Below are 24,039 nucleotides of genomic sequence, written 5' to 3'. Positions count from 1 at the left end.
GGCTGTGTTCGTGCTGGTGAATGATTTATAGGATGACTTGTATACCATATAGTGTTCCGCCTGCTACTTATAGACACTATTGGAATGGTTAAGAAATAGTTTCGTATTTAAGCGGTACTTGCGATGAACGTGTGAATAAGTTAAAATCAAAAATTGATATATTAACTATAAATTATAACTAATAGGTTAACGTATATGGCGATTAGTTAAGATTTACGATAGAAGTGTGGTTTATATCAACCCATACCGCTTACTGATTATCCACTATCGTTAACGTACTATCTTGTACCCGAGAGCGAGTATATCCGAGATTCATGAACCTATTAGATGATGGAGGCAACAAAATGACTGTTCATACACAAGCGGCTGTAGATTGGAAGGCGTTAGCTCAACGCGTTATTGCGGGCGAGAGCGTGACGCGCGACGAGGCACTTCAGGTACTGCGCGCGGATGACGATGACCTGCTGGCCGTGATGGATGCCGCGTTTATGATTCGACGCCATTACTATGGGAAGAAAGTAAAGCTTAATCTGATCATCAACGCGAAGAGCGGCCTATGCAAGGAAGACTGCGGCTATTGTTCGCAATCGCGCAATTCAACAGCGCCAGTGAAGAAATACTCGTTGCTGGAGAAGGATGTGCTCGTAAGTGGAGCGCGCAAAGCAATGGAGATGCAAGCAGGCACCTATTGCATCGTGGCCAGCGGACGAGGTCCGACTCCTCGCGAGCTGGAGCAGGTCGTGTCGGCGGTCGAAGAGATTAAAGGGACCATGCCGCTCAAGATCTGCGCTTGCCTGGGGATCTTATCGCAAGAGCAAGCCGAGCGATTGAAAGAAGCGGGTGTTGATCGCTACAATCATAATCTGAACACGAGTGCGGACCATTACTCCCACATCACCTCTACTCATACATTTGAAGATCGCGTACATACCGTAAATACATCTAAGTCTGCAGGCATGTCTCCATGCTCTGGAGTCATTATCGGCATGGGGGAGACCGACGAGCAGCTAGTTGACGTCGCCTTTGAGCTTAAAGCACTGGATGCAGATTCGATTCCAGTCAACTTCCTTAATGCGATTCCCGGCACCGCGCTGGAAGGGCTGTCTGCTCTAAATCCACGGTATTGCTTGAAGGCGTTGGCGCTATTCCGCTTCGTTAATCCTACTAAGGAGATTCGTGCCTCGGGCGGTCGAGAGGTCAATCTACGTTCCATGCAGGTGATGGCGCTGTATGCGGCTAATTCGGTGTTCGTGGGGGATTATCTGACGACAGAAGGTCAAGAGGCGACTGCCGATTATAAGATGATCGAAGACCTCGGCTTTGAAATCGAACAATGCGCGCTATAACCATACCGTATGAGTAAATAAACGAATTAGCAGTGCAACGAAGTCATCCTCAACCTACTGGGGATGGCTTTTTGTTGTACATTTTAAATTTGATAGGATGAGAAATCTTCTATAGACATTGTCCCTTAAATGAGTTATAAGTTATAATATTCAAATATTTGAATATATAATTATTATAACTTAAAAGGGAAGAAGGATTTTCGTGAAGAGAACGATATCGAACCGCTTAGCGGGATACTCGCTTCAGTCATTACGCAAAGATATGCTGGCAGGATTAGTGGTTGGGGTAATCGCGATCCCGCTTGGAATGGGCTTTGCTATTGCTTCAGGTGTGAAGCCGGAATACGGTATTTACACAACGATTATTGCGGGTATTATCATTTCAATGCTGGGCGGTTCGAGGTTTCAGATTGGCGGTCCTACGGGCGCATTTATTCCTGTGCTGCTCGGTATCGTTGTGACCTATGGCTATGAGAATCTGTTGATTGCAGGCATATTAGCGGGTATTATGCTGTTCCTAATGGGTGTGTTCAAGATGGGCTCACTCGTTCAATATATTCCGCAATCCGTTACGATTGGATTTACCACGGGGATCGCGGTTACTATATTTACAGGACAACTGGGGAATTTGTTCGGATTAACGGATTTGAAGAAGCATGAGTATTTTATCCCCAATATGCAAGAGTTTGTCACCCATCTGTCTGAATGGAATGGGTACAGTCTCCTAACGGCGCTTATTTGCTTCGTGTTAATATTGCTTGTACAGCGATACCTGCCTAAAGTGCCAGGCTCATTGGTTGGTTTGGTCGGTTCTAGTATCTTAGCAGCCGTGCTGTTTCCGGGACAATTGCCGACGATCGGCTCAGCATATGGAGAGATTCCAAGAGCGCTTCCAAGCTTCCATTTGCCAGAGTTTGATCTCGAGAACTGGTTGAACATGCTGCAGCCGGCATTCGTTATCGCGATGCTCGGCAGTATTGAATCCCTTCTCACCGCTGTAGTTGCAGATGGAATGACGGGGGACAGACATGACAGCAACCGTGAACTGCGCGCGCAGGGCATTGCGAATATTGTAACGCCGCTATTTGGAGGCATCCCAGCGACAGGGGCGATCGCCAGAACAGCAACTAACATTAGGAGCGGAGCAGTCTCTAAGCTGTCGGGTATTATTCACGGTGTCGTCGTACTGTTGGTGCTGCTCTTGTTCGCACCGTATGCATCAGCTATTCCTTTGGCCGCTATGGCCCCTGTACTTATGCTCGTAGCGTGGAATATGAGTGAGCGTAAACAATTTGCCCATATCCTTGCGACTCGTACGGGCGATTCGATTATAATAGTAGTTACATTCTTGCTTACTGTGTTTACGAATCTGACGATTGCCGTAGAAGTAGGACTTCTGATTGCGGTTCTCTTGTTCGTCAAGCGTTCAAGTGAAACGGTACAAGTCACGCAAGTGCTTCCTGACCTTAAGGATTCCGATCTTAAGATGAGCTCCACGATGGTGACAGATCGGCACGATTGTGATCAAATTACGATCTATACGGTAAATGGCCCGTTATTCTTTGGAGCTGCACGGGTATTTAATGGTATGATGGACAAAGCAGTGGAGCGCCAAGCAAAGGTCGTTATTATAAGAATGGCTTCCGTTCCATATATGGACGTGACAGGCGCATCTATGCTTAGAAAAGCGGTCAAGCGCTTAAAGCATCAAGGAGCCCAGGTGCTCATATCTGGAATTCAAGCTCAACCGCGTGCCGTGCTGGAACGTGTGGGCGTATATGATGATATTGGCGCAGCTCAATTCTTTGTTCGTACCTTCGAGGCAGTGAGTTATGCCACAACGCTTGTCGACCCTAATCGCTGCGCTGAATGCCGTAATTATGCGTTTCAGGAATGTTCACCATTAGACGCTGTGGAAACCATTTGAACATACTATTACAACTACTACTTCGGGAGGGATGACATGAACTTGGAATTACAACAATTCAAAGCTGAATTCTTTAAGGCGCTGTCTCATCCTTTACGGATCCGAATACTAGAGCTGCTAGCAGAAGGTCCGAAAAATGTGAATGAGCTGCAAACCCTTGTTGGAACAGAAGGTTCAGCAGTTTCTCAGCAGCTAAGTGTACTTCGCGCCAAAAATATCGTCACCGGTACGAAGGAAGGCAATCGTGTGCTTTACGAGCTTCGTGATCCGATGATTATGGATCTGTTGCAAATTGCACGCCAGCTGTTCAACAATCATCTGATCGATACGATCTCGATGCTGGATAAGTTCTCGGATGAACAGTCCGGCTAGATCATCTGGACAACAGAAAGAGGCGGTTCCATGAGTAGATCATTCTACTTATGGAACCGCCTCTTTGTCTGTTATGATACATCCCTATTCGATTAATCGATCTCAGTAACGACAACCTGCGGCATAATCGCTTCTAGATCTTCCGGCCTTACGCTGCCTGCCGCAGGCATGAGCGCGTTCGCGGTACCGCAGGCCGCGCCTAAGCGAAGTTGATCCGCCACGCACATGCCGCGTTTCGCGGCCACGACGATGCCAGCAAGCATGGAGTCGCCGCAGCCGACCGTGTTCAGCACCTCGATCGATGGAATCGCAACACGGTATAGGCGGCCGCCCATACCGGCAATGGCGCCATCGCCGCCGAGCGATACAACGACGTTCTCCACGCCGTCGTTCATCAAGCTGATGATCGCGACCTTAACAGCGGCCTCGTCGAGGGCAGTGCCTCCCGTCAGCTTCAGCACCTCGTGCTCGTTCGGCTTGATGAGGTGCGGGCGAGCAGACACGCCCTGAATTAGGGCGTCCCCGCTTGTATCCAGCACGGGCACAGCCCCCGCAGCGCGTATAGCTGATGTCAGCTCGGCATAGAACGAGACGGGACAGCCCTTCGGCAGGCTGCCGGACATCACGACATGGCTGGCTTCTGCCGCCAGCGCTGCAATCTTCCGCAGCACCTCAGCGAGAGCCGCTTCGTTCAAGACAGGTCCGGCTTCGAGCAGCTCAGTCTGCTGCGACTGAAGCGGATCAATAATGTTCAAGCAGAGCCGTGATTCGCCATCTACATGCACGAAGTCGTGTCGGATCCCTTCGCGATCCAGCTCTGCTTCGATGTAACGGCCGTAATTGCCCGCCACGACGCCGGTGGCAATCACATCTTCGTTCAACGTTCGAACTACGCGAGCGACATTAATCCCTTTGCCGCCAGCGTACGAATACATCTCTTGTATGCGGTGCAGACTGCCCGGTTGAAAGCCAGGCGCCATATAAGTCTTATCGATTGCCGCATTCATCGTAACCGTAACAATCATTATGATAAACCTCCGATCGCATCATTCAGAAGAACAATGCTTATCGTACCACATCGGCCTTGCCATCGCAGCCAGCCATGTAAATCTTCGTCATCGCCAGGTCCTTAACGGCTTGCTTCGCAGGCACCATATACTTGCGAGGGTCGTTCTCATCGGGATTCAGCTGGAACACCTGCTTAATCGCGTCTGAGAAGGCGATCCGCAGCTCAGTAGCGACGTTAAACTTCGCCATGCCATTCTGCACGCAGCGTTTTACCTGCTCTTCTGGAATGCCGGAACCGCCGTGCAGCACGAGCGGAGCCTTAACGAGCTTCGCGATCTCTTCTAAACGATCGAATGCGATTCTAGGCTCTCCCTTATAGATGCCGTGTGCAGTACCGATTGCAGGCGCCAGTGTTGGAACGCCAGTCAGTTCTACGAAGCGCAGGCATTCTTCAGGCACGGCAAGACGAGCATCCGCATCTTCTACGACGATATCGTCCTCAACGCCGCCGACCTTGCCAAGCTCTGCCTCGATATTGACTCCAGCAGCTTTAGCCACTTTAACAACCTCTTGTGTACGGCTTACATTTTCTTCAAATGGATGCATCGAAGCATCGATCATGACGGAGGTGTATCCAGCGCGAATACACTTGACGATAAGCTCATAATCAGTGCAATGATCCAGGTGCAGCGCGATCGGTACCGATGATTGACGTGCAGCAGTCTGAGCAGCCGCGACAATGTATTCAGGTCCAAGATGTTTGACGGTACCTACCGTCGTTTGTAGAATGAGCGGCGATTTGCATTCTTCAGCAGCTTCAACGACAGCTTGCAGCATTTCCAATGTATGTACGTTGAAGGCAGTAATCGCAAAGCGTCCCTCTCTTGCGGCTTGCAGCATAGATGTGGAAGTAATGAGATGACCCATAATTGCAGCTCCCTCCTAGGTTATGATTGAAACGATCAAAATTATGATTTATAATTTCATTATCTTGAGTATATGATAGGAAGATTAATCATGTCAAACATAAATACGGGAACTTTTCGCATGGTTTTCGTTTGACGAATGCAGTAGAAACCGTACAATATAAAAGGTAAGTATGGAATGCGGCGGTCCAGAAGGACTGCTCTCGTAGAGGAGGCGCTTAGCAGTTGATGAGCGAGAATTTGTCTAAGGGCGATGTGCGCCGGAAGCAGATCATGCAGTGGATGAAGCAGCATGGACGCATAACGATCCCTGAGATGCTGGACAACTTTGATTGTTCCGAAGCAACAGCACGGCGCGATCTGGATATATTAGAGAAGCGAGGCGAGCTTATACGCACGATCGGGGGCGCTATCTTCGAAGGCAGCAGCGGTGTGCGTGAAATCACTTTTCAAGAAAAGAAGCAGCTGCTGTGGTTGGAGAAGGAAGCGATTGCGAAACGAGCCGCATCCCTGGTTGAAGAAGGCGACAGCGTCTGCTTAACCGGAGGAACGACGACTTATCTGATCGCCAAGGAGCTGAAGCAGAGGCAAGGAATTACCGTCGTTACGAATGCGGTCAACATTGCGATGGAGCTTGCAGACAGCGAGGGTGTACAAGTCGTCGTCATCGGAGGCGTTATGCGCAACAATACGTATGAGCTGTCAGGGCCGTTAGCGGAGAAGATCATTCAGTATCTCAACATCGAGAAGGTGTTCATGGGGATAGATGGTTTCTCGACTACAAAAGGGATTACGACATACTCGGAGCTGGAGGCGGAAACAGCGCGAATGCTGATGGAACGAGCGGAATCCACATATGCGGTGTTTGATCACACGAAGGTTGGCAAGGCATCGCTATTCTCCGTAGCTCCGATTCGTGCCCTAACAGGCGTTATAACCGATCGAAGACTTCCGAAGGAAGCGGAGGAGCTGGCGGGTGAGCTTGGCGTGGACATTGCGATCGCAGATGTACATGCTTCAAGAAGCTGAATATGTTAATGTGAGCACATAAAGAACCGTCAGAGAAACCGTTAGGGATTGAAGTATCTCTGACGGTTTTTCTTATGACTACTGTATGATTGTCGATTATGATTTCCTCACCATGCTTGTATGATTTAGGAGTGCACAGAGCATGTTATGAGTACATGCTTAATCGATGTAGAGTAAGGTTTTATAGGTAAATGGCAAATTATACACAACCTTTGCACTCGCTTGCATCCGCTAACATCGCATGATAATATTTAGTCAAGAATATTACATTGCATAATAGCGTGTTACTAGTGCGACTAGGCATGAGCTAAGCGGCTGTTCACAGGGTGGACTGCATGCTTTAGCGCATGCCTTTTTTGATTGTACATTTCCCTGTAATAACATAAACCGCTTAACTAGCGGACAGGCGCTTAGCATTCGTGAATGAGATTATGGACACTAGAATGAATAAGGAGGAATAATTAATGTTTGGTTTCGGTAAGAAAAAGAAAACAGTTTCGATTACAGCTCCTATGACGGGTAAAGTAGTGCCGCTTGAGCAGGTTCCGGATGCTGCGTTTTCACAGAAGATTATTGGCGACGGTATTGCGGTTGAGCCTGATCAAGGCTTGCTTATTGCTCCATTTGACGGACATGTTGTGCATCTCATTGATTCGCGTCATTCCTTGGTGCTAGGTCATGATTCAGGATTAGAGCTGCTTGTTCATATCGGGGTTAATACCGTTTCGTTGCAAGGCAAGCCGTTCAAGACTTATGTGAAATCTGGCGACAAGTTCAAGAAAGGCGACAAGCTGATTGAGTTCGATATGGACATGATCAAGGCTGAAGGCCTGCCTGTCATTACACCGATTGTTGTAGCTAATGGCGATGCTGTTGCCAGCATGAAAGTCCATGAAGGCTCCATCACAGCGGGTTCTGGCGAATTAATGGAAGTTATCATGAAATAATGAAGTCCTCACGAATTTAAATATTCACAAACATATGAAGGAGCTAGCTATTATGGAAAAACAATTCACAATTAAAAACCCTCAAGGTATTCATGCGCGTCCAGCCGGGGCGATCATGAAGAGCGCGAACGAATTTAAAACGACTCAAATCTCTTTGGAATTCAACGGACGCAAAGTAAGCGCGAAGAGCATCACAGGCGTGCTTACACTTGGAATGAAATCGGGAGATACAGTAAATGTCATCGCTGAAGGCGATCAAGCGTCTGAAGCCATTGAAGCAGTGGGCGCAGTACTTGAATCCATACTCGACTAATAAAACATTGTCATTACTTGGTGATTAGAAAGAGTGGAGGAACCGATATGCAACTTAAAGGGATAGCAGCAGCGTCCGGATACGCCATTGGTCCAGCATTTATTATGCAGGAGCATGCAACTGAAGTGGAGCGTCAAACGATAGAAGCCGATGCAGTTGATGCGGAAGTAAATCGTCTGCAAGATGCTGTAGAGCAAGCGATGATGGAGCTAGAGAAGATTAAGGATGATACCGCCGCTAAGTTGGGGGAACATCATGCCGAGATCTTTGCTACCCACATTTTGGTGCTCCAGGATGAAGAGTTTATCGGGCAAGCCATCGAGAAGATTCGTACGGAATCGATCAATGCGGAGTTCGCATTGTCAGAAGTGTCACAACAATTGATCGACATCTTCAGCAGTATGGACAGCGAGTATATGCGTGAACGCGCGGCAGACTTCCGTGACGTGACGAAGCGTGTACTGGGCGCACTTTCCGGCAGGAAGGCGACGTCGCTTAATGATTTCGAGCAGCCTGTAGTTCTGTTCGCGCACGATCTGACGCCTTCGGATACAGCTCAGCTGGACCGCAGCAAGGTAGCAGGCTTCGCAACGAACATCGGCGGTCGAACATCTCACTCGGCTATTATGGCTCGTTCCATGGAGATACCTGCAGTTGTCGGCCTTAAAGTCGGGACTGAGAGCGTCAAAGAAGGCGATATGATCGTTCTTGACGGCTCGAAGGGCTTGATTCTGGTCAATCCGGATGAAGCTACAATCGCGGTGTATGAACAGAAGAAAATGAAGTTTGAGAAGCGCCGTGAAGAGATGAAGCAATATAAGGATAAGCCGACTGTTACTGCAGACGGTCACGAGGTGGAGCTTGTCGCTAACATCGGCAATCCTGAAGATGCGCTTGGCGCGCGCAACAACGGCGCAGAAGGCGTAGGCTTGTTCCGTACGGAGTTCCTGTACATGGGTCGCGATAACTTCCCAAGTGAAGAGGAGCAATACAACTCCTACACAGCGGTAGTTGAAACGTTGGGCGCAGACAAGCCGGTCGTGATCCGCACATTGGATATCGGCGGTGATAAAGAGCTGCCGTATCTGGAGCTGCCTAACGAGATGAATCCGTTCCTTGGATATCGCGCCATCCGTCTCTGCTTAGACCGCCAAGAGCTGTTTAAGACGCAGCTTCGCGCCATCCTGCGTGCTAGTGCTCATGGGAACATTAAGCTGATGTATCCGATGATCTCGACGTTAGGCGAACTGCGTGCAGCTAATGCGATTCTGAAGGAAACGCAAGCTCAATTGGACGCAGAAGGCATTGCTTATAATAAAGACATGGAAGTCGGTATTATGGTCGAAGTGCCTGCTGCTGCGATCATAGCTGATCAATTGGCGAAAGAAGCGGACTTCTTCTCCATCGGTACCAATGACCTCGTGCAGTATACGATGGCTGCTGACCGCATGAATGAGAAGGTGTCCTACTTGACTCAACCATTCAACCCAGCGGTTCTCCGCTTGATTCGCATGGTAGTCGATGCCGCTCATAAGGAAGGCAAGTGGGCAGGCATGTGCGGCGAGATGGCAGGCAACTTGACTGCGATCCCTCTGCTGCTCGGCATGGGGTTGGATGAGTTCAGCATGAGCGCAAGCTCTGTGCTTCCGGCACGTGTTCTGATGAGCCGTTTGAACCGTGATGAGATGAAGCAGTTGATGGAGGAAGCGTTGAAGCTCGAGAGTGAAGATGAGATTAAGGTTCTCGTATATGATCGTGTTCCAGCTGTAGCTGAATTGTCGATATAGCTCATTAGGAATATAGATCTGAAACAAGATGGAAGGCGTTTCTTGCGTGGAGGATACGCCTTCCATTTAAGTCTGATATCGTAGAAAGGGGCTTTATATTGTCAACTGAACGCCGATTGGTAGTTGTACGAGCATTAAGCAATAATGTCGTATTGGCGAACGATTTATTGACAAGTAAAGAGACGATTCTCTTGGGAAAAGGAATCGGATTCGGAGCTAAGCCAGGAGATAAGCTTGCATATGAAGATCCACGGATCGAGAAGAAATTCACTTTGGAAAGCGAACAGCATCTATCTCAATATCAAGCTTTGTTGAAGCAGATCGATCCCGAAGTCATCACCGTATCGGAGCGTATCATATCGCTCGTAACGGAGCAGCTGACAGGTGATATTAATGAACATATTCACCTTGCGCTTCCAAGCCATATCGAATTTGCGCTGTACCGTTTGCGAAACGATATTGCGATCGAGAATCCATTTCTATGGGAACTGAAAGCGCTTAATCCGAAAGAATACGAGCTGGCTGCGCAAGCTGCACAGATGATTGGGGATTCATTCGGTATTGAGGTGCCAGTAGAGGAGATCGGATTCCTGACCATACACATCCAATCTGCTGTTTCTCATGTATCGGTTGGAAATGTAGTGCAGCATAATCACTTGCTGCGAGAATTAGTTGATTTAATCGAGGGGCATCTGGGCAATGTGATTCCGAAGGATAGTGTAGATTACTTGAGGTTGATTACTCACTTAAGGTTTGCTATAGAACGCATTCGAAATGGTGAGCACGCTCGAAATCCATTCCGCGATAAGCTCAAAGACATGGCGCCCCAAGAATATTCTATCGCCCGCGAATGCGCAGAGTTGATGTCACAATCACTCCAAGCCGACGTCACTGAGGATGAGATTGCCTATATCTCAATGCACTTGTATCGGTTATTTAATAAAGAAGTATAAATAGACAAGGATATTATTAGCTCGACTAGGCATGAGCGCTTGCATGATATGAACCAAACATTCCTCCAAAAGTAATGGTGATAACTGGCTATAGAATAATTCTTTCACAGTTTATCCATACTTAACTTACTTACACAAAGGAGGAATATGTCATGCTAGCCTTCTTACAAAAAATTGGTCGAGCATTAATGCTTCCAGTAGCGACGCTTCCAGCGGCCTCCATTTTAAACCGTTTTGGAGCCATCGACTATATTAACGATTTTCACCTCGGTGACACAGTTGGTGGATTCTTAAACCAGTACGTCGCTCCGTTCTTAGCGGCAGGCGGTAATGCCGTATTCAATAACCTGGCCTTAATCTTTGCAATTGGTGTTGCAATTGGCTTTGCGACAGATGCCGTTGCAGTATTGGCTGCAGTTATTGCCCATCGTATCCTGCTTGAGGTACTGGCGAACGCGCCGAAAGCATTCACCTTTATTCCAGACGACATAAAGCTGGATATGGGTGTTCTCGGCGGTATACTGGCGGGTGGTGTCGGAGCTTATTTCTATAATAAATATCATGACATCAAGGTCCCAGACTGGCTGGGATTCTTCGGTGGCAAGCGTTTCGTTCCGATTGTCACATCGTTAGCGATGATCATCATTGCGATTCCATTCGCGATGGTTTGGGGACCTGTTCAAACAGGCCTCGATACTTTTGGCAACTGGATAACCAGTCTGGGTGCGATCGGCTCGGGAATCTTTATGACCGCTAACCGATTGCTGATTCCATTTGGCCTCCATCACGTTATCAATGCGATTGCATGGTTTCAGATTGGATCGTTTACAGATGCTGCTGGTCAAGTGTGGCATGGCGATATTCAACGCTTCTTCCACGGTGACCCGACAGCAGGTCTGTTCATGACGGGATTCTTCCCGATTATGATGTTCGCTTTGCCGGGTGCGGCATTAGCGTTTATACATACAGCCAAGCCTTCGAAGCGAAAAGTCGTTGCATCGCTGTTTATCGGTACCGCAATTGCCTCGTTCTTAACGGGTATTACGGAACCTATTGAGTTTGCATTTATGTTTGCAGCGCCTATGCTGTATGTTGTGCATGCCATTTTATCAGGCTTGTCCGGTGTAATTACAGCGCTTCTCGGTATTAAGATCGGTTTCGGATTCTCTGCCGGCTTTATCGACTACGCGCTCAGTTATCCGGATGCGACGAAACCGCTGCTGATCATTCCAATCGGGATCGTGTACTTCATCGTGTATTACTTCTTGTTCCGCTTCCTGATCGTGAAGATGGATCTGAAGACCCCTGGTCGCGAGGACGATGAGGATGAAGCAGTTGCTGGTGAAGAAGGAAGTGATTCTACGAGCAGTTCACTGCATGAGAAAGCCGTCAAAGTGTTGGAGATGATTGGCGGTAAAGATAACATCATCAACAATGAGGCTTGTATCACCCGCCTGCGTCTCACGTTGAATGACGAGTCGAAGGTGAACGAGGCCGGATTGAAAGCTCTCGGCGCCGCAGGTGTTATGAGGCTTGGCAAAGGCAACGTACAGATCGTATTCGGTACACAGTCTGAGCTTCTGAAGGAAGAGATTAAGAAGCTATAGGCATGGCGTGCTTTAAGATGATAAATAGTGAAGCATGAATAAATGGCGGTGTAGGAGGCTATTCCTGAACCGTCATTCTTTTATTTTGGTTTGTAGATGCTTTCTTAAGCAGGTTATGCAAGAGAAATCCCCTGAACTCCAGACTTACCTTTGGTAAAGATCGAAGCAGGAAACGCCGAAACTCTATAGTTGCTGTGTTCATAGAATAAATACAAAGAATCATGGAGTAATCGGGAACTCGCTTCCCGTTACTCCTCAGTTCTGACCGTTCCCTTTCTTGACACATCCTTCTCAAGCAACAAACCCACCGCGACGAAGCATTTGCTTAATATCTTCTTTACTCATAAGATTCTCATATGAATGATACGTTTTCTTCTGCACAGGAGGGAACAAGGAATAATAACGCCTTACTTCTTCGTTGTAGTTATTGGGAATAATGATCATGTAATCCTTGTCGTACCGGACAGCGTTTCCGCTTTCGTATTCAGAAATAAGAATTTCATGGATTTTTTCACCGGGTCGAATGCCGCTCTCGACAATCTCAACCTTGTTCTTGCTGTAGGCTTCGATCAACACTTCAGCGAGATCAACTATTTTGCAGGCAGGCATAGACATGACAAAAATTTCGCCTCCTTGGCCTGTCAAGGCGGCTTTTATTAGAAGTTCTGTAACCTCGACTTGAGTCATGAAAAAGCGAGTCATCCGATTATCCGTAACTCCAACTTGGTTCTTTTCCGCAATCTGCTTCAAAAATACCTTAAGGACACTGCCGGTTGTTCCCAATATGTTGCCACCTCTAACACAAATAAACTTCGTTTTTATATTGCCATGGTTGGATAAAATCATAAGTTTTTCCCCGATTGCTTTGGTCAAACCGTAAAAATTGCTCGGATCCGCCGCCTTATCTGTCGACATATTAATGACTTTTTTTACGCCAGTTTGCAAAGCTGCTTGAATGACGTTCTGTGTACCGAGCACATTAGTTTTTAATGCTTCTATTGGTTGTTCCTCGCACACCGGAACATGCTTTAGCGCTGCCAAATGAAAGACGTAATCGGTACCTTTTAACGCTTCAGTAAGTGCCTTCTCGTCCCGTATGTCTCCGATGCAAAAGCTCAGTCTGGCATCATCAAAATCACTTTTCATAGCAACCTGTGCCGATTCGTTCCTTGTGTACACGATGATTTTATTCGGATTAAATGATAACAACTGCCGAACAAGCTCATACCCTAATGAGCCAGTTCCTCCGGTTACCAAAATATTGGATTGCGAAAACATGGAACCCCTCCGTCCATTTATATATGTCGAATTCCGTCAAGCAGTATCTTCCACAAATGATTATTGCCTTCCCATTTCTCTTGATTAGGAAGCTGTATGGCACATACTTTATCAAGCGGCCAATTTAGCTCATAAATTTCTCCAACGGGGGCGTGGTTGACCAAAAGAATGGCAAAATCGTGTTGTACAAGCCCGCTTAACACCATCTGTAGATCATACGCATCTTGGAAGTTCCCTTCCGTTCTCACAAACAGAATACGTTTACAGCTGTTCGCCTTTTCTAAAAAACGATCGATACGCCGTTCAAACTTTTGTTTGACTTCGGGATAAGTCTCTAAGTGGGTATAGGTATTTTGCTTTTTGGAAAAATCGTGGTTGGAGAGTATATGATACACATCATCCGATACAAGCAGCATTTCCTCAGTAGCATCACCCACCACCCTCAAATTCTGAAGCTCCATAAATCCTTCAAAACGATTCATCAGCAAACGGTTTACATCCGAAAGCTGCGGTGAACCCATCCAATCTAATACTCCGCTATAAGGCCTTAAGTTATTTTTCTGTAGCTGAATCGAAGCCAGACAAAGATCTCCAAGGCTGAAAATGCCGTCGTAATCCCCTTTTAAGTCCGCAAGTCTCATAGCTGCGATACCTCCTTTGTTAAAAAATCGGTCATTCTTTCCGCTAGTTTCTTACTTGATCGGAACGTAACATACTACTCCTTCTTTCTATTATTGCTAATTTCTATTTGATTCGGATTTTCACAAAATGATTGTGTTTGTTAATTAATGTCTTCGCCCGAACATGTCCATTGCGTGATTAATATATTAACGAGGTAATAATTTTTATTTAGAAAGGAAGAGAAACACACAATGAAAATCTTGCTTGCCACTTACTGGCCCGTCCCACACGTAGGTGGGGTATGGCCTTTTATGCTTCAGCTTAGAAATAGGATGCAAGCGTTGGGGCATGAAGTTGATCTTCTCGGTAATGGGAACGATAGTACAAACTCATTTATTCATATGATCAATCCAGACCGAAGGATTTCCAAAGACAAGCTGCTTCCGCTGCTGAAAGCCAAGCTGGATTTAGCCTCGTATCCTGTACTGCATGCGAACCCGCTCGTCCATTACGCAGAATTCCAGAGATATATGTTTGAGCTTGCTTCTGCGTATTTCAATGTAAGTGGCTATGATATCATTCATACGCAGGATGTCATTTCCACCACGGCGATGGCCAGGATTCGCCAGCGGAACACTGCGCTTGTAGCCACTTTGCATGGCTGTGTCGCTCAAGAAATTCGGAGCATAAAGCACCCGACCGATTTTGTAGCCCATTCCTACTATGATGCGATCGAACATATAGGTGCTACCTCAACCGAAATGACTCATGTGGCCAATCAATGGTTGAAGGGAATTTTGACCTCTGAATTTAATGTACCTCACGAGCAGCTACAAGTGTTTCCTTATGGTTTTGATGTTGACAATTTTTCTAAACAAATAATGGTGAAGACAGACGTCCAGCGCCCTTCCGATAAAAAAGTCATTATTTTTACAGGTCGGCTGGTAGAACTTAAAGGCATCCATCACCTTTTGTCCGCCCTTGGCAAATTAAAAGAGAAGCGCAAAGATTGGGTTTGTTGGATTGTGGGCGAAGGGGAGAAAAAGGAGGAGCTGTTGAAGCAAAGAAAAACGTTAAGTTTGGAGAAACGGGTTCAGTTCTTGGGAAAGAGGGATGATGTCCCAGCTTTGCTGCGTTTGGCCGATATATTTGTACTGCCAAGTCTCACTGAAAATCAGTCCGTGTCTTTAATTGAGGCCCAAATCGCAGGGAAGGCGTGTGTTGTGAGCAATGTGGCGGGCTTACCGGAGATGGTTGAGCACGACGTAACAGGTGTTCTTTGTCCGGTAGGAGATATTGATGCATTAACCCGTAAATTGGACAAATTGCTTGAAAATGAAAGATACCGCATGAAGTTGGGCAAAAAAGCGCAGAACTGGGGAATGAAGCATTGGTCCATGGATGCAATGACGGATAACATGCTCAGGGTTTATAAAAAAGCAATCGAAAAAAGAAGACAGGGATGGTGTGAATGAAAAGACTGTCGGCTTCCATGAAACGCTGGATACGAAGTCAGTATTGGAAATTAATCTCGATGCCATGTTGGGTTATAGTGAAGCAGCGGTATGAATCTATTGTGAAGAGAAAGAAATCCTATGAGGCTGATGCAAATGTATAACTCCATGTTTCTATCGCCGTCGCCCTACATGGATGTTTTGGTAGACAGTAGAGTCTGGAACACCACCGTTTCAAGGCTGCCTGCGGACTTTTCCTTGCCTGATCCGGCATTACTTGACGTTCTGCTTCTAATGACAGGCGATTATTACAGTAGTTTATTTTCTAATACTTTGCCAGTGCGAGGAGTATTCGTTGACGGTTCAGTATGGGAGCATATCAAGACTGTGCTGCCGGAGGGTTACATGATCCCAGATCCCAACTCGGTTCAGATCATGAAGCCCATGACTGCACAGCATTATAGCCATTTGTTCTCATCCAAAATAGCCGCACGCGAGATTATAGTGGATAGCAAGGTTTGGGAACCGATCGCAACCAATGTACCTGAAGGGTATTGCATACCAGATCTTGCAACGATGGATGTCCTAATTAATTTTAAAAAAGGAGCAAAAATATGAAAGCTCTTGTAACGGGCGGAGCAGGATTTATCGGGTCCCATCTTGTAGAACAGCTTGTGGCAGACGGATATCGCGTGTTCGTGATTGATAATTTGCAAAGCAGGGGAGTAAGCTATCTTCATCCGGAAGCTGTGCTTTATGAAGAAGATATTCGTAGCGATAGGATAATAGATATCATTGTCAGAGAAGAACCAGATTACGTATTCCACCTTGCCGCACAAGCGGATGTACAACAATCGATGGACGACCCCCGATACGATGCGGATGTCAATATTATCGGAACCGTAAATGTGCTGGAGGCTTGCCAACAAGCTTCCGTAAAAAAACTGATATTTTCCTCCACAAGCGGCGTTTACGGAAACCTGCAAAAGGAGCGGATCTTTGAAGAAGACCCTGCGAACCCTATTTCATACTACGGTTTGTCCAAAAGGACGGCTGAAATTTATCTTCAATTTGCCTGCATTCAACGAGGACTTCCTTTCACTATTCTTCGTTATAGCAATGTATACGGCCCAAGACAAACGCCAAAAGGAGAAGGTGGAGTCATAGCGGTCTTTATTGAAAAAATCAAACATGGTCTGCCCATAAATATTTATGGTGACGGTAGTCAAACGCGTGATTTCGTGTTTGTAAAAGATGTCGTACAGGCAAATATCGCCGCGATCAAGCTCGGTCATGGAGAAACCATTCATGTTAGCACAGGCAACAGCATTTCGATCAATGAACTGGTCACGATGCTTAAACAGATACACACTTCTGAGATTAGGGCACATTACTTGTCAGCGAGAGATGGGGATATAATACACAGCTGCCTGGATTGCGATAAGGCGTACCGTTTGTTAAATTGGCAAGCAAAAGTGGATATGATGAAAGGATTATTAAAAACTTATAGCCAGTATCGTGGCAAACCTTGTTTGTAATATAATAGTTGCAATTTCCTTGACTTAGTCTGATGGGAGTACGGAGCGAGTCATCCGACATTGCTCAGGAATTAGGACGTCATCATTCCAGTACTGCCCGTGAGTTGAAAACGCTATCAGAAATCCAATGTGTATGGTGCAGATGCAGCAAAGGTACATTACCTAGAAGCTTGAAGCCATTTGGGCTCTTGAACAAATTGCTGCCCGAATGAAATTGGACGTTCCTGAGCTCAATGTATATTTCCAGACAATCTATTGTTGGGTGTAAAGTGGCTTATAGTAAGTAGCTGCTCTACGGTTCGCAGGCATGCCATTATTGTGGTTGTTACTTCAATTAACGGATAGTGTGTCCGTGAGTGAGATGGACAATATCATTACTTCATATTGGACGCTGAATTGATGACTAACTGATCGGTAAGAAGGGTTATTCGCTCATAGATCGGAGTGTCAAAGAGTTCCACTTGAATCTTACCGTCATTCGTATTGCTGTAGAACATTTCGGGGGATATGCCGTGAATCTCATATTCAATGGTTCCATCACCCTTATGGATGTCTACTTGTAAGTCGCGCATCGTTGAATGGAGATGGCCATACGCATCTTGAGGTAAATACATATACGTGCCGTCCTCATTAGAACGATAATAGCGGCTAAAGATCTCTTCCGAATGCTTCACACTGTAGTAGTCCTGCACAGCTTCAAGAAACAACTGCTTCTCGCGTTCCTCGATGACGGTGCCGTCCAAATATCGCAGCAGCGAATTCATCCACTCCTCAACGTCCAAGAACCAGGCATACATCGATAAAGGATCGTTGAGATGGTCGCTCTTCAGCTTCTGCGGAGCGGTCAGATGAACGACGTTTAAGATGGTTTCCATGTCGACGGTTGTTCTTTCCATTTCCTTATGCACTACTATAGCTTCTTTCGACTGTTCGGAGTCGCCTCTTATAATTGCGGTATCTATCACGTCGGTGACTTCATGAGTCTTGGCTGATGAATCAGAAGAACTGCACCCCGTAATAATTATTCCTGTGATGATTATGAGTATGAGCAATGGCTTCATCTGCTAAATCCTCCAGTTCATATTATCTACCGATGGGAATATGCCTGAATTACTTCTGTCTCTTTACATAACGCAAATAATGTTAAAAAGTTACTGTATGAGCTCGATTGATTTGCTATAATATTACAACTACTCATAGTGCCCATTGAAATGGTTAGATCAGGAAAAGGAGGAAATCAATTTAACCTAATTGGCATTTGTACTAATATCTAATTGTTATCATATTGGTCCCGAGAGGAGGCATGCGACTTTATGCTAGTTCGTCATATTACGAAGCATTGGCCTTTGTATCTCACAGCAATCGGTTCGATGGCATTGGCCAACATGATTTACGCGATCTATCCCAGTCTGCTTGGACAGTTCACGGATGAACTGCAACGGCAGGAGCTGACTCGCGCGAGCGTGGTACGTTACAGCTTGTGGTTGCTTGCAATCGGAGTGGGATACGGAGTGCTGTTCGGAATTGGGCAATACGTGAACCATCGTTTAGGACGGAAGTTTGAGTTCAACATTCGTGAGCGTCTGTTTCGCCACTTCACGAGTCTTAGTGAACATTTTTATTCGAAAAATGGTGTCGGCAAGCTCCTCAGCTATTTTATGAATGATGTGTCCTCGGTGCGTGAATCGATCGCAAATGGCATTAACCAGACGACCAACGCCTCTTTCCTGCTAGTATCCGTGCTGGTCATGATGTCGTTAAGCGACATTCCTCTGCATGTGATGGTTGTATGCGCGCTTCCGCTGCTGTTGATCCCTTTCTTCGTGATCTACTTTGGCCCTCGGATTCGAATTCGTTCACGAGCGGTACAGGATTCACTGGCATCGATGACGGAATCGGCAGAGGAGCAGTTTGGCGGTATTAAGGTCACGAAAACATTCGCTGTCGAACATACTGCAGAAGAACGGTTCGGAGCCACAGTTGATCAGATTCGCGACAATCAATTGAGATTAGTCCGTATGACCTCGATGTTTCAGACGCTGATTCCGTTTGCGGGCGCGATGTCGCTCGTTATCGCCATAACATACGGCGGCTTGCAAGCGATTCAAGGTCAGCTTACACTTGGCAACTTCGTTACATTAACGCTGTACCTGCGCATGATTATTACCCCGCTGCAGCAGATTGGCAACGTGATCAATATGATTCTTCGCTCGCGTGCCTCGCTTGATCGTCTGAATCGATTGCTGGCGGAAGAGCCGGATATTCGGGAGAGCGAGCATCCATTGCCGATGCCGAGTACGCCGGTCGCATTAGAGATACGCAACTTATCATTTACCTATCCTGATACGGATGTACCTTCACTGCGGAATATTGATATTCGGGTGGAGCCTGGGAGTACGCTTGGCATCGTAGGACGCACTGGCAGCGGGAAGACAACACTCGTCAAGCTGCTGCTGCGCATATATGATCCGCCGGAAGAGACGGTGTGGATCGGCGGGCATGACATTCGCGATCTGACGCTGGAGAGCCTGCGGACTCAGGTGGGGTATGTACCGCAGGATGGCTTTCTGTTCAGCACCACGATTCGCGATAACATCGCCTTCTACGATCGCAGTGTAGATGAGGATTCGGTGAAGTCTGCGGCGAAGCTGGCTGAGATCTATCAGAACATCGAAGGATTTCCTGAGCAATATGCAACGAAGCTGGGGGAACGCGGCTTAACGCTGTCCGGTGGCCAGCGCCAGCGCACTAGTCTTGCGCGCGGGCTAATTAAGGAGTCCCCGCTGCTCATTCTGGACGACAGTGTGAGCGCAGTGGACGTCGTTACGGAGACGAACATCTTAACGAATCTGCAGCGAGCAAGGCAGGGGATGACAAATATCGTGATCGCGCATCGAATCAGCGCGGTTCGCCACGCAGACGAAATTATCGTGCTGGAAGAAGGCGAAATCATCGAGCGCGGCACACATGAGCAGCTGCTGCAGCAAAGCGGATACTATGCATCGCTCTATGCGATACAGGAGGAGGGGATGCAGAATGTCGGCAACATCGGGTAATCACGGTGGCAATCACGGTGGCAATCACGGTGGCAATCGTGCGGGTAGGACTGATGGTATTCATGCTGGCGGCAGCGGAGCCAAAGATTCCAGATCAGCCAATGCTTACGAAGTATCCAAGGAAGATCGCAAGCAAGCGTTTCGGACCATGCTTTCATACGCTAAGCCGCATCGCCGTTCTTTCTCATTCGTATTTGTGTGCACCTTCTTCGCGATAAGTGCAGACCTGCTCCAGCCTTATTTAGTTAAGATAGCGATTGATGATAATGTACTGACTGGAGATCATGGCGTTAAGACGCTGCTGCTGATTGGCGGAGCGTATCTGCTGCTTGCCGGGCTCAGCTTTATCTTCTCCTATATTCAGGCGAACCTGCTTCAGAAGGTCGGGCAGAGCATTGTCGGACAGCTTCGCAAGGATCTGTTCCGCCACATATCCCGGCAGTCGATGTCGTTCTTCGACCGCATGTCGAGCGGCAGTCTGGTGACAAACGTGTCGAGCGACACGGAAACGATCAACCAATTCTTCACGCAGGTGCTGCTAAGTCTCGTGCGCGATGGGTTGATGCTTATACTCGTCGTGGCGTTTATGTTCTCGTTGGACGCCGAGCTGGCGGCATACTGCCTGCTGCTGTTCCCGATCATATTCGGCATCGCCATTGGCTTCCGCAAGCTGCTCCGATCCGCGTACCAGCGTTCGCGCGGCGAGCTATCGCGCTTGATCGCGTTTATAGCTGAGAACTTGGCTGGCATGAGCCTGATTCAAGCCTTCCATCAAGAACAGGATCAGACCGATCGATTCATCACGCAAAATAAACGCTACTTAAAGGAGAATCTGCGCGAGGTGCGCACGAGCATCCTGTTTAACCGTTCATTTGATATTCTAGGCAACGTCTCAGTGGCGTTTATCGTATGGATGGGCGGCTTCGCCGTGTTGGGCAAATCGTTGGAATTCGGCGTACTCTATGCCTTCATCAATTATATTCGCCAATTCTTTCAACCGATTAACCAGATCACCCAGCAGTGGAACACGCTGCAGTCGACGACGGTATCGATGGACCGCCTCTGGCGAATATTCCGCATCCAGCCTGAGGTGCAGGATCCTGCGCCGGAAGCGGCCGCCGCCTTGAGCGCTGAGGAGGTGCAGGGCCGCGTAGACTTTAACCACATTCGATTCGCATACATTGATAATCGAGATGTGCTGTTTGATCTGGATCTGCACATTCGTCCCGGCGAATTCGTCGGCATCGTCGGCACGACGGGCGCGGGCAAGAGCTCGCTCGTTAACCTGCTGGCGCGATTCTATGATGTGAAGCGCGGAAACGTGCAGATCGACGGCGTCGATATCCGCAGCCTGCCGCAGGAGACGCTGCACCATATCGTCGGACTTGTACAGCAGGATCCATTCCTCTATTCGGGGACGATCATCGATAACGTGCGCTTGTTCCAAGAAGATGTATCACCGGAAAAGGTGATATGGGCCTGCAAAGCGGTTGGCGCGCACAGCATGATTAAGCGATTGAAGCAGGGGTATGATACGCGTCTATCCGAGCGGGGCAGCGGGTTGTCAGCGGGTGAGCGGCAGTTAATCTCGTTCGCGCGCATTCTGGTCTTCCAGCCGCGGATTCTGATCCTCGATGAGGCCACGGCTCATCTGGACTCGCATACCGAGCAGTTGATCCAGCAGGCGCTGAATGTCGTATCGGAAGGGCGAACGACGCTCGTGATTGCGCATCGTCTGTCAACGATACAGCATGCTGATCGAATCATCGTGATGCAGGAGGGCAAAGTCGTCGAGGAAGGCTCACATGAGACGCTGCTGGGTCAAGGCGGATATTATGCTGAGTTGGTAAACCATGCTAGATTAGATCGTATCGCGGAGCAAATGTAAATGTAGAGCGTAGAGTTACAAGTAAAGGGCATCTCACTTGATCCATGGGATCAGGGGGATGCCCTAAGTTTGTTGGCGTTTGAATCGGATGGGTGATTCCATCCGCTTATGTGGACACAGGAGCCGCTATTTATGAAAAAAGCGGCCTTTATTAGGGCTTAGCGGACACAGAAGCCGTTATTTGCTTCAAAATGGGCTGTTTGCTGCTGTTTAGGTGCAAATAACGGAACCACGGTCCGGATAGAGCGCGATATTGCAGTGTTTGCACGAAATAACGGCTCGTGTGTCCGCAACTGCTGCGCGCAGAAAGAACAAACGCCCGCCCACCAGCCGCTTCGTGTTAGCGGATAGGGGGGCGAGCGTTTGCCATGCGGCGGAAGTTGAAGTGGACACAGCGGCCGCTATTTATGAAAAAAGCGGCCTTTATTAGGGCTTGGCGGACCCAGAAGCCGTTATTTGCATCAAAACGGGCAGATTGCTGCTGATTTGGTGCAAATAACGGAACCACGGTCCGGAAGGAGGGCGAAATTGCGGTGTTTGCAGGAAATAGCGGCTCGTGTGTCCGGAACCACTGCGCGCAGAAAGAACAAACGCCCGCCTTCCGGCCGCTTCATGTTAGCGGATAGGAGGGCGGGCGTTTAAAATTATGCTTCTTGCGCCATGCGGCGGAAGCTCTCATGCGCCGCTTCAATTGTGCGGTCGATATCTTCGAGTGTATGCTCGGTCGTCAGGAACCAAGCCTCATACTTCGATGGCGCTAGGCAGATTCCTTGGTCCAGCATGTGGCGGAAGAATGCCGCGAACTGCTCGCTGCTCGTATCCTGCGCTTCCTCATAGTTGGTGAGCGGATGGTCGCAGAAATGAGTGGAGAACGAGCCGCGGATGCGGTTGATCGTCAGCGGGATGCTGTACTTGTCAGCGCCCGCTTGGATGCCGTCCGTCAAGCGGATCGCCAGCTCTTCCATGCGCTCATAGGCGCCTTCAGCCTGCAGCACCTCGAGGCAGGCGATGCCCGCTGCGATCGAGGCCGGGTTGCCAGCCATCGTACCTGCCTGATAGGCAGGGCCGAGCGGCGCAACCTGCTCCATGACCTCCTTGCGGCCGCCGTAAGCGCCGATCGGCAGTCCGCCGCCGATGATCTTGCCGAGCGCGGTCAAGTCCGGCTCGATAGCGGCATGGTCCTTGAAGGCGCGGTACGTCTGGCTGGAGCCGTAATGGAAGCGGAAGGCGCTGATGACCTCGTCATAGATGACGAGGGCGCCATGTTCGCGTGCCAGACGGCACAGCCCTTCAAGGTAGCCTTCATGCGGCATAACCATGCCGAAGTTGCCGACGATCGGCTCCACCATCACAGCGGCGACATCGTCGCCCCAGCGCACGAGCGCCTCCTTCAGGCTGTCGAGGTCATTGAACGGAACCGTGATGACCTCGTTCGCGATGCTGGTCGGAATGCCGGCGCTGTCCGGAATGCCGAGCGTGGACGGGCCAGAGCCAGCGGCCACGAGCACCAGGTCCGAGTGGCCGTGATAACAGCCGGCGAACTTAATGATCTTGTTGCGCTTCGTGTAGGCGCGGGCTACGCGAATCGTCGTCATGACCGCTTCCGTGCCGGAATTGACGAAGCGAACCTTGTCCAAGGAAGGGATCGCTTCCTTGAGCATCCGAGCAAGCTTGATCTCGAGCTCAGTCGGCGTTCCGTACAACGTGCCTGTCTCGGCAGCATGTGTGATTGCTTTCGTAATATGAGGATGCGCATGTCCCGTAATGATCGGACCATATGCAGCTAAGTAATCAATATATGTATTGCCGTCCACATCCCAGAAGTGCGCTCCTTGCGCGCGCTCCATAAATACTGGCGCTCCGCCGCCCACTGCCTTAAAAGAACGGGAGGGGCTGTTCACACCTCCTACGATATGTTCCAGCGCTTCTTCATAGAGCTGAGCGGAACGTGTCCGTGGTTGCATAGTCATTGGTATTCCATCTCCTTCA

At 48.3% G+C, this 24,039-nt stretch carries 20 protein-coding genes and 1 pseudogene; 14 read left to right on the top strand and 7 right to left on the bottom strand.

What is annotated here, in order from left to right:
- Positions 1-344: 344 nt before the first annotated feature.
- The 3 genes from bioB (at position 345) to AC3WTP_RS07830 (ending at position 3,645) form a co-directional block, all read left to right on the top strand.
- Positions 345-1,346, top strand: coding sequence for a biotin synthase BioB (bioB, locus tag AC3WTP_RS07840; protein WP_492394040.1), 1,002 nt, complete (start codon positions 345-347; stop codon positions 1,344-1,346).
- Positions 1,347-1,548: 202 nt separating this feature from the next.
- Positions 1,549-3,273: a SulP family inorganic anion transporter gene (locus AC3WTP_RS07835; protein WP_492394039.1), complete on the top strand. Its 1,725-nt coding sequence runs from the start codon at positions 1,549-1,551 to the stop codon at positions 3,271-3,273.
- Positions 3,274-3,309: 36 nt separating this feature from the next.
- On the top strand, positions 3,310-3,645 hold the full coding sequence (locus AC3WTP_RS07830; RefSeq protein ID WP_492394038.1) for an ArsR/SmtB family transcription factor: 336 nt from the start codon (positions 3,310-3,312) through the stop codon (positions 3,643-3,645).
- A 92-nt stretch (positions 3,646-3,737) separates the two neighbouring features.
- On the opposite strand, the gene pfkB is transcribed toward AC3WTP_RS07830, so the two are convergent.
- Positions 3,738-4,670 (bottom strand): 1-phosphofructokinase, encoded by a 933-nt coding sequence (pfkB, locus tag AC3WTP_RS07825; RefSeq protein WP_492394037.1) that lies wholly within the window; start codon positions 4,668-4,670, stop codon positions 3,738-3,740.
- Positions 4,671-4,710: 40 nt separating this feature from the next.
- A complete protein-coding gene (locus AC3WTP_RS07820; protein WP_492394036.1) occupies positions 4,711-5,580 on the bottom strand; it encodes a class II fructose-bisphosphate aldolase in 870 nt (289 codons plus the stop codon).
- A gap of 227 nt (positions 5,581-5,807) precedes the next feature.
- Here AC3WTP_RS07820 and AC3WTP_RS07815 point away from each other — a divergent pair, with 227 nt between their 5' ends.
- The 6 genes from AC3WTP_RS07815 (at position 5,808) to AC3WTP_RS07790 (ending at position 12,215) form a co-directional block, all read left to right on the top strand.
- Positions 5,808-6,608: a DeoR/GlpR family DNA-binding transcription regulator gene (locus AC3WTP_RS07815; protein WP_492394035.1), complete on the top strand. Its 801-nt coding sequence runs from the start codon at positions 5,808-5,810 to the stop codon at positions 6,606-6,608.
- A 464-nt stretch (positions 6,609-7,072) separates the two neighbouring features.
- Positions 7,073-7,555 carry a PTS sugar transporter subunit IIA gene (locus tag AC3WTP_RS07810; protein WP_492394034.1) on the top strand — a complete coding sequence of 161 codons (483 nt, stop codon included), beginning with the start codon at positions 7,073-7,075 and terminating at the stop codon, positions 7,553-7,555.
- Between the two features lie 52 nt (positions 7,556-7,607).
- The gene (locus AC3WTP_RS07805) at positions 7,608-7,868 is read left to right on the top strand and encodes an HPr family phosphocarrier protein (protein ID WP_458570464.1); all 261 of its coding nucleotides are present in this window, start codon (positions 7,608-7,610) and stop codon (positions 7,866-7,868) included.
- A gap of 47 nt (positions 7,869-7,915) precedes the next feature.
- The gene (gene ptsP / locus AC3WTP_RS07800; protein WP_492394033.1) at positions 7,916-9,655 is read left to right on the top strand and encodes a phosphoenolpyruvate--protein phosphotransferase; all 1,740 of its coding nucleotides are present in this window, start codon (positions 7,916-7,918) and stop codon (positions 9,653-9,655) included.
- Positions 9,656-9,753: 98 nt separating this feature from the next.
- A complete protein-coding gene (gene glcT / locus AC3WTP_RS07795) occupies positions 9,754-10,608 on the top strand; it encodes a glucose PTS transporter transcription antiterminator GlcT (RefSeq protein WP_492394032.1) in 855 nt (284 codons plus the stop codon).
- A gap of 152 nt (positions 10,609-10,760) precedes the next feature.
- A complete protein-coding gene (locus AC3WTP_RS07790) occupies positions 10,761-12,215 on the top strand; it encodes a PTS transporter subunit EIIC (RefSeq protein ID WP_492394031.1) in 1,455 nt (484 codons plus the stop codon).
- Positions 12,216-12,273: 58 nt separating this feature from the next.
- Here AC3WTP_RS07790 and AC3WTP_RS07785 read toward each other — a convergent pair.
- The 3 genes and pseudogenes from AC3WTP_RS07785 to AC3WTP_RS07775 all read right to left on the bottom strand — a co-directional run.
- Positions 12,274-12,396, bottom strand: a pseudogene (locus AC3WTP_RS07785) (transposase); the annotation flags it as partial.
- A gap of 110 nt (positions 12,397-12,506) precedes the next feature.
- Positions 12,507-13,493 carry a polysaccharide biosynthesis protein gene (locus AC3WTP_RS07780; RefSeq protein WP_492394030.1) on the bottom strand — a complete coding sequence of 329 codons (987 nt, stop codon included), beginning with the start codon at positions 13,491-13,493 and terminating at the stop codon, positions 12,507-12,509.
- 17 nt (positions 13,494-13,510) lie between these two features.
- Positions 13,511-14,134, bottom strand: coding sequence for a DUF1796 family putative cysteine peptidase (locus tag AC3WTP_RS07775; protein ID WP_492394029.1), 624 nt, complete (start codon positions 14,132-14,134; stop codon positions 13,511-13,513).
- A gap of 231 nt (positions 14,135-14,365) precedes the next feature.
- Between AC3WTP_RS07775 and AC3WTP_RS07770 the strand changes: the two genes are divergently transcribed.
- From AC3WTP_RS07770 to AC3WTP_RS07760, 3 genes are all read left to right on the top strand, one after another.
- On the top strand, positions 14,366-15,589 hold the full coding sequence (locus tag AC3WTP_RS07770; protein ID WP_492394028.1) for a glycosyltransferase family 4 protein: 1,224 nt from the start codon (positions 14,366-14,368) through the stop codon (positions 15,587-15,589).
- Positions 15,590-15,724: 135 nt separating this feature from the next.
- Positions 15,725-16,186, top strand: coding sequence for a hypothetical protein (locus tag AC3WTP_RS07765; RefSeq protein WP_492394027.1), 462 nt, complete (start codon positions 15,725-15,727; stop codon positions 16,184-16,186).
- The gene (locus tag AC3WTP_RS07760) at positions 16,183-17,106 is read left to right on the top strand and encodes an NAD-dependent epimerase/dehydratase family protein (RefSeq protein WP_492394026.1); all 924 of its coding nucleotides are present in this window, start codon (positions 16,183-16,185) and stop codon (positions 17,104-17,106) included. The genes AC3WTP_RS07765 and AC3WTP_RS07760 overlap by 4 nt, the downstream gene beginning before the upstream one ends.
- Positions 17,107-17,480: 374 nt before the next feature.
- Here the strand turns inward: AC3WTP_RS07760 and AC3WTP_RS07755 are convergent, their stop codons facing one another.
- On the bottom strand, positions 17,481-18,167 hold the full coding sequence (locus AC3WTP_RS07755) for a hypothetical protein (protein ID WP_492394025.1): 687 nt from the start codon (positions 18,165-18,167) through the stop codon (positions 17,481-17,483).
- Positions 18,168-18,419: 252 nt separating this feature from the next.
- On the opposite strand from AC3WTP_RS07755, the gene AC3WTP_RS07750 reads away from it, so the two are divergent.
- Both AC3WTP_RS07750 and AC3WTP_RS07745 read left to right on the top strand, forming a co-directional pair.
- Entirely contained in the window at positions 18,420-20,162 is a 1,743-nt protein-coding gene (locus AC3WTP_RS07750; protein WP_492394024.1) for an ABC transporter ATP-binding protein, read from the top strand.
- Between the two features lie 148 nt (positions 20,163-20,310).
- Positions 20,311-22,050 carry an ABC transporter ATP-binding protein gene (locus tag AC3WTP_RS07745; RefSeq protein ID WP_492394189.1) on the top strand — a complete coding sequence of 580 codons (1,740 nt, stop codon included), beginning with the start codon at positions 20,311-20,313 and terminating at the stop codon, positions 22,048-22,050.
- A 644-nt stretch (positions 22,051-22,694) separates the two neighbouring features.
- On the opposite strand, the gene AC3WTP_RS07740 is transcribed toward AC3WTP_RS07745, so the two are convergent.
- Positions 22,695-24,020 carry a glutamate-1-semialdehyde 2,1-aminomutase gene (locus AC3WTP_RS07740; protein WP_492394023.1) on the bottom strand — a complete coding sequence of 442 codons (1,326 nt, stop codon included), beginning with the start codon at positions 24,018-24,020 and terminating at the stop codon, positions 22,695-22,697.
- Between the last annotated feature and the right edge of the window lie 19 nt (positions 24,021-24,039).

This window comes from Paenibacillus sp. EB106-04-04-XG159, assembly GCF_058791835.1.
Note: the sequence above shows the minus strand (reverse complement) of the source record. Positions and strands in the feature narration are given on the sequence as shown.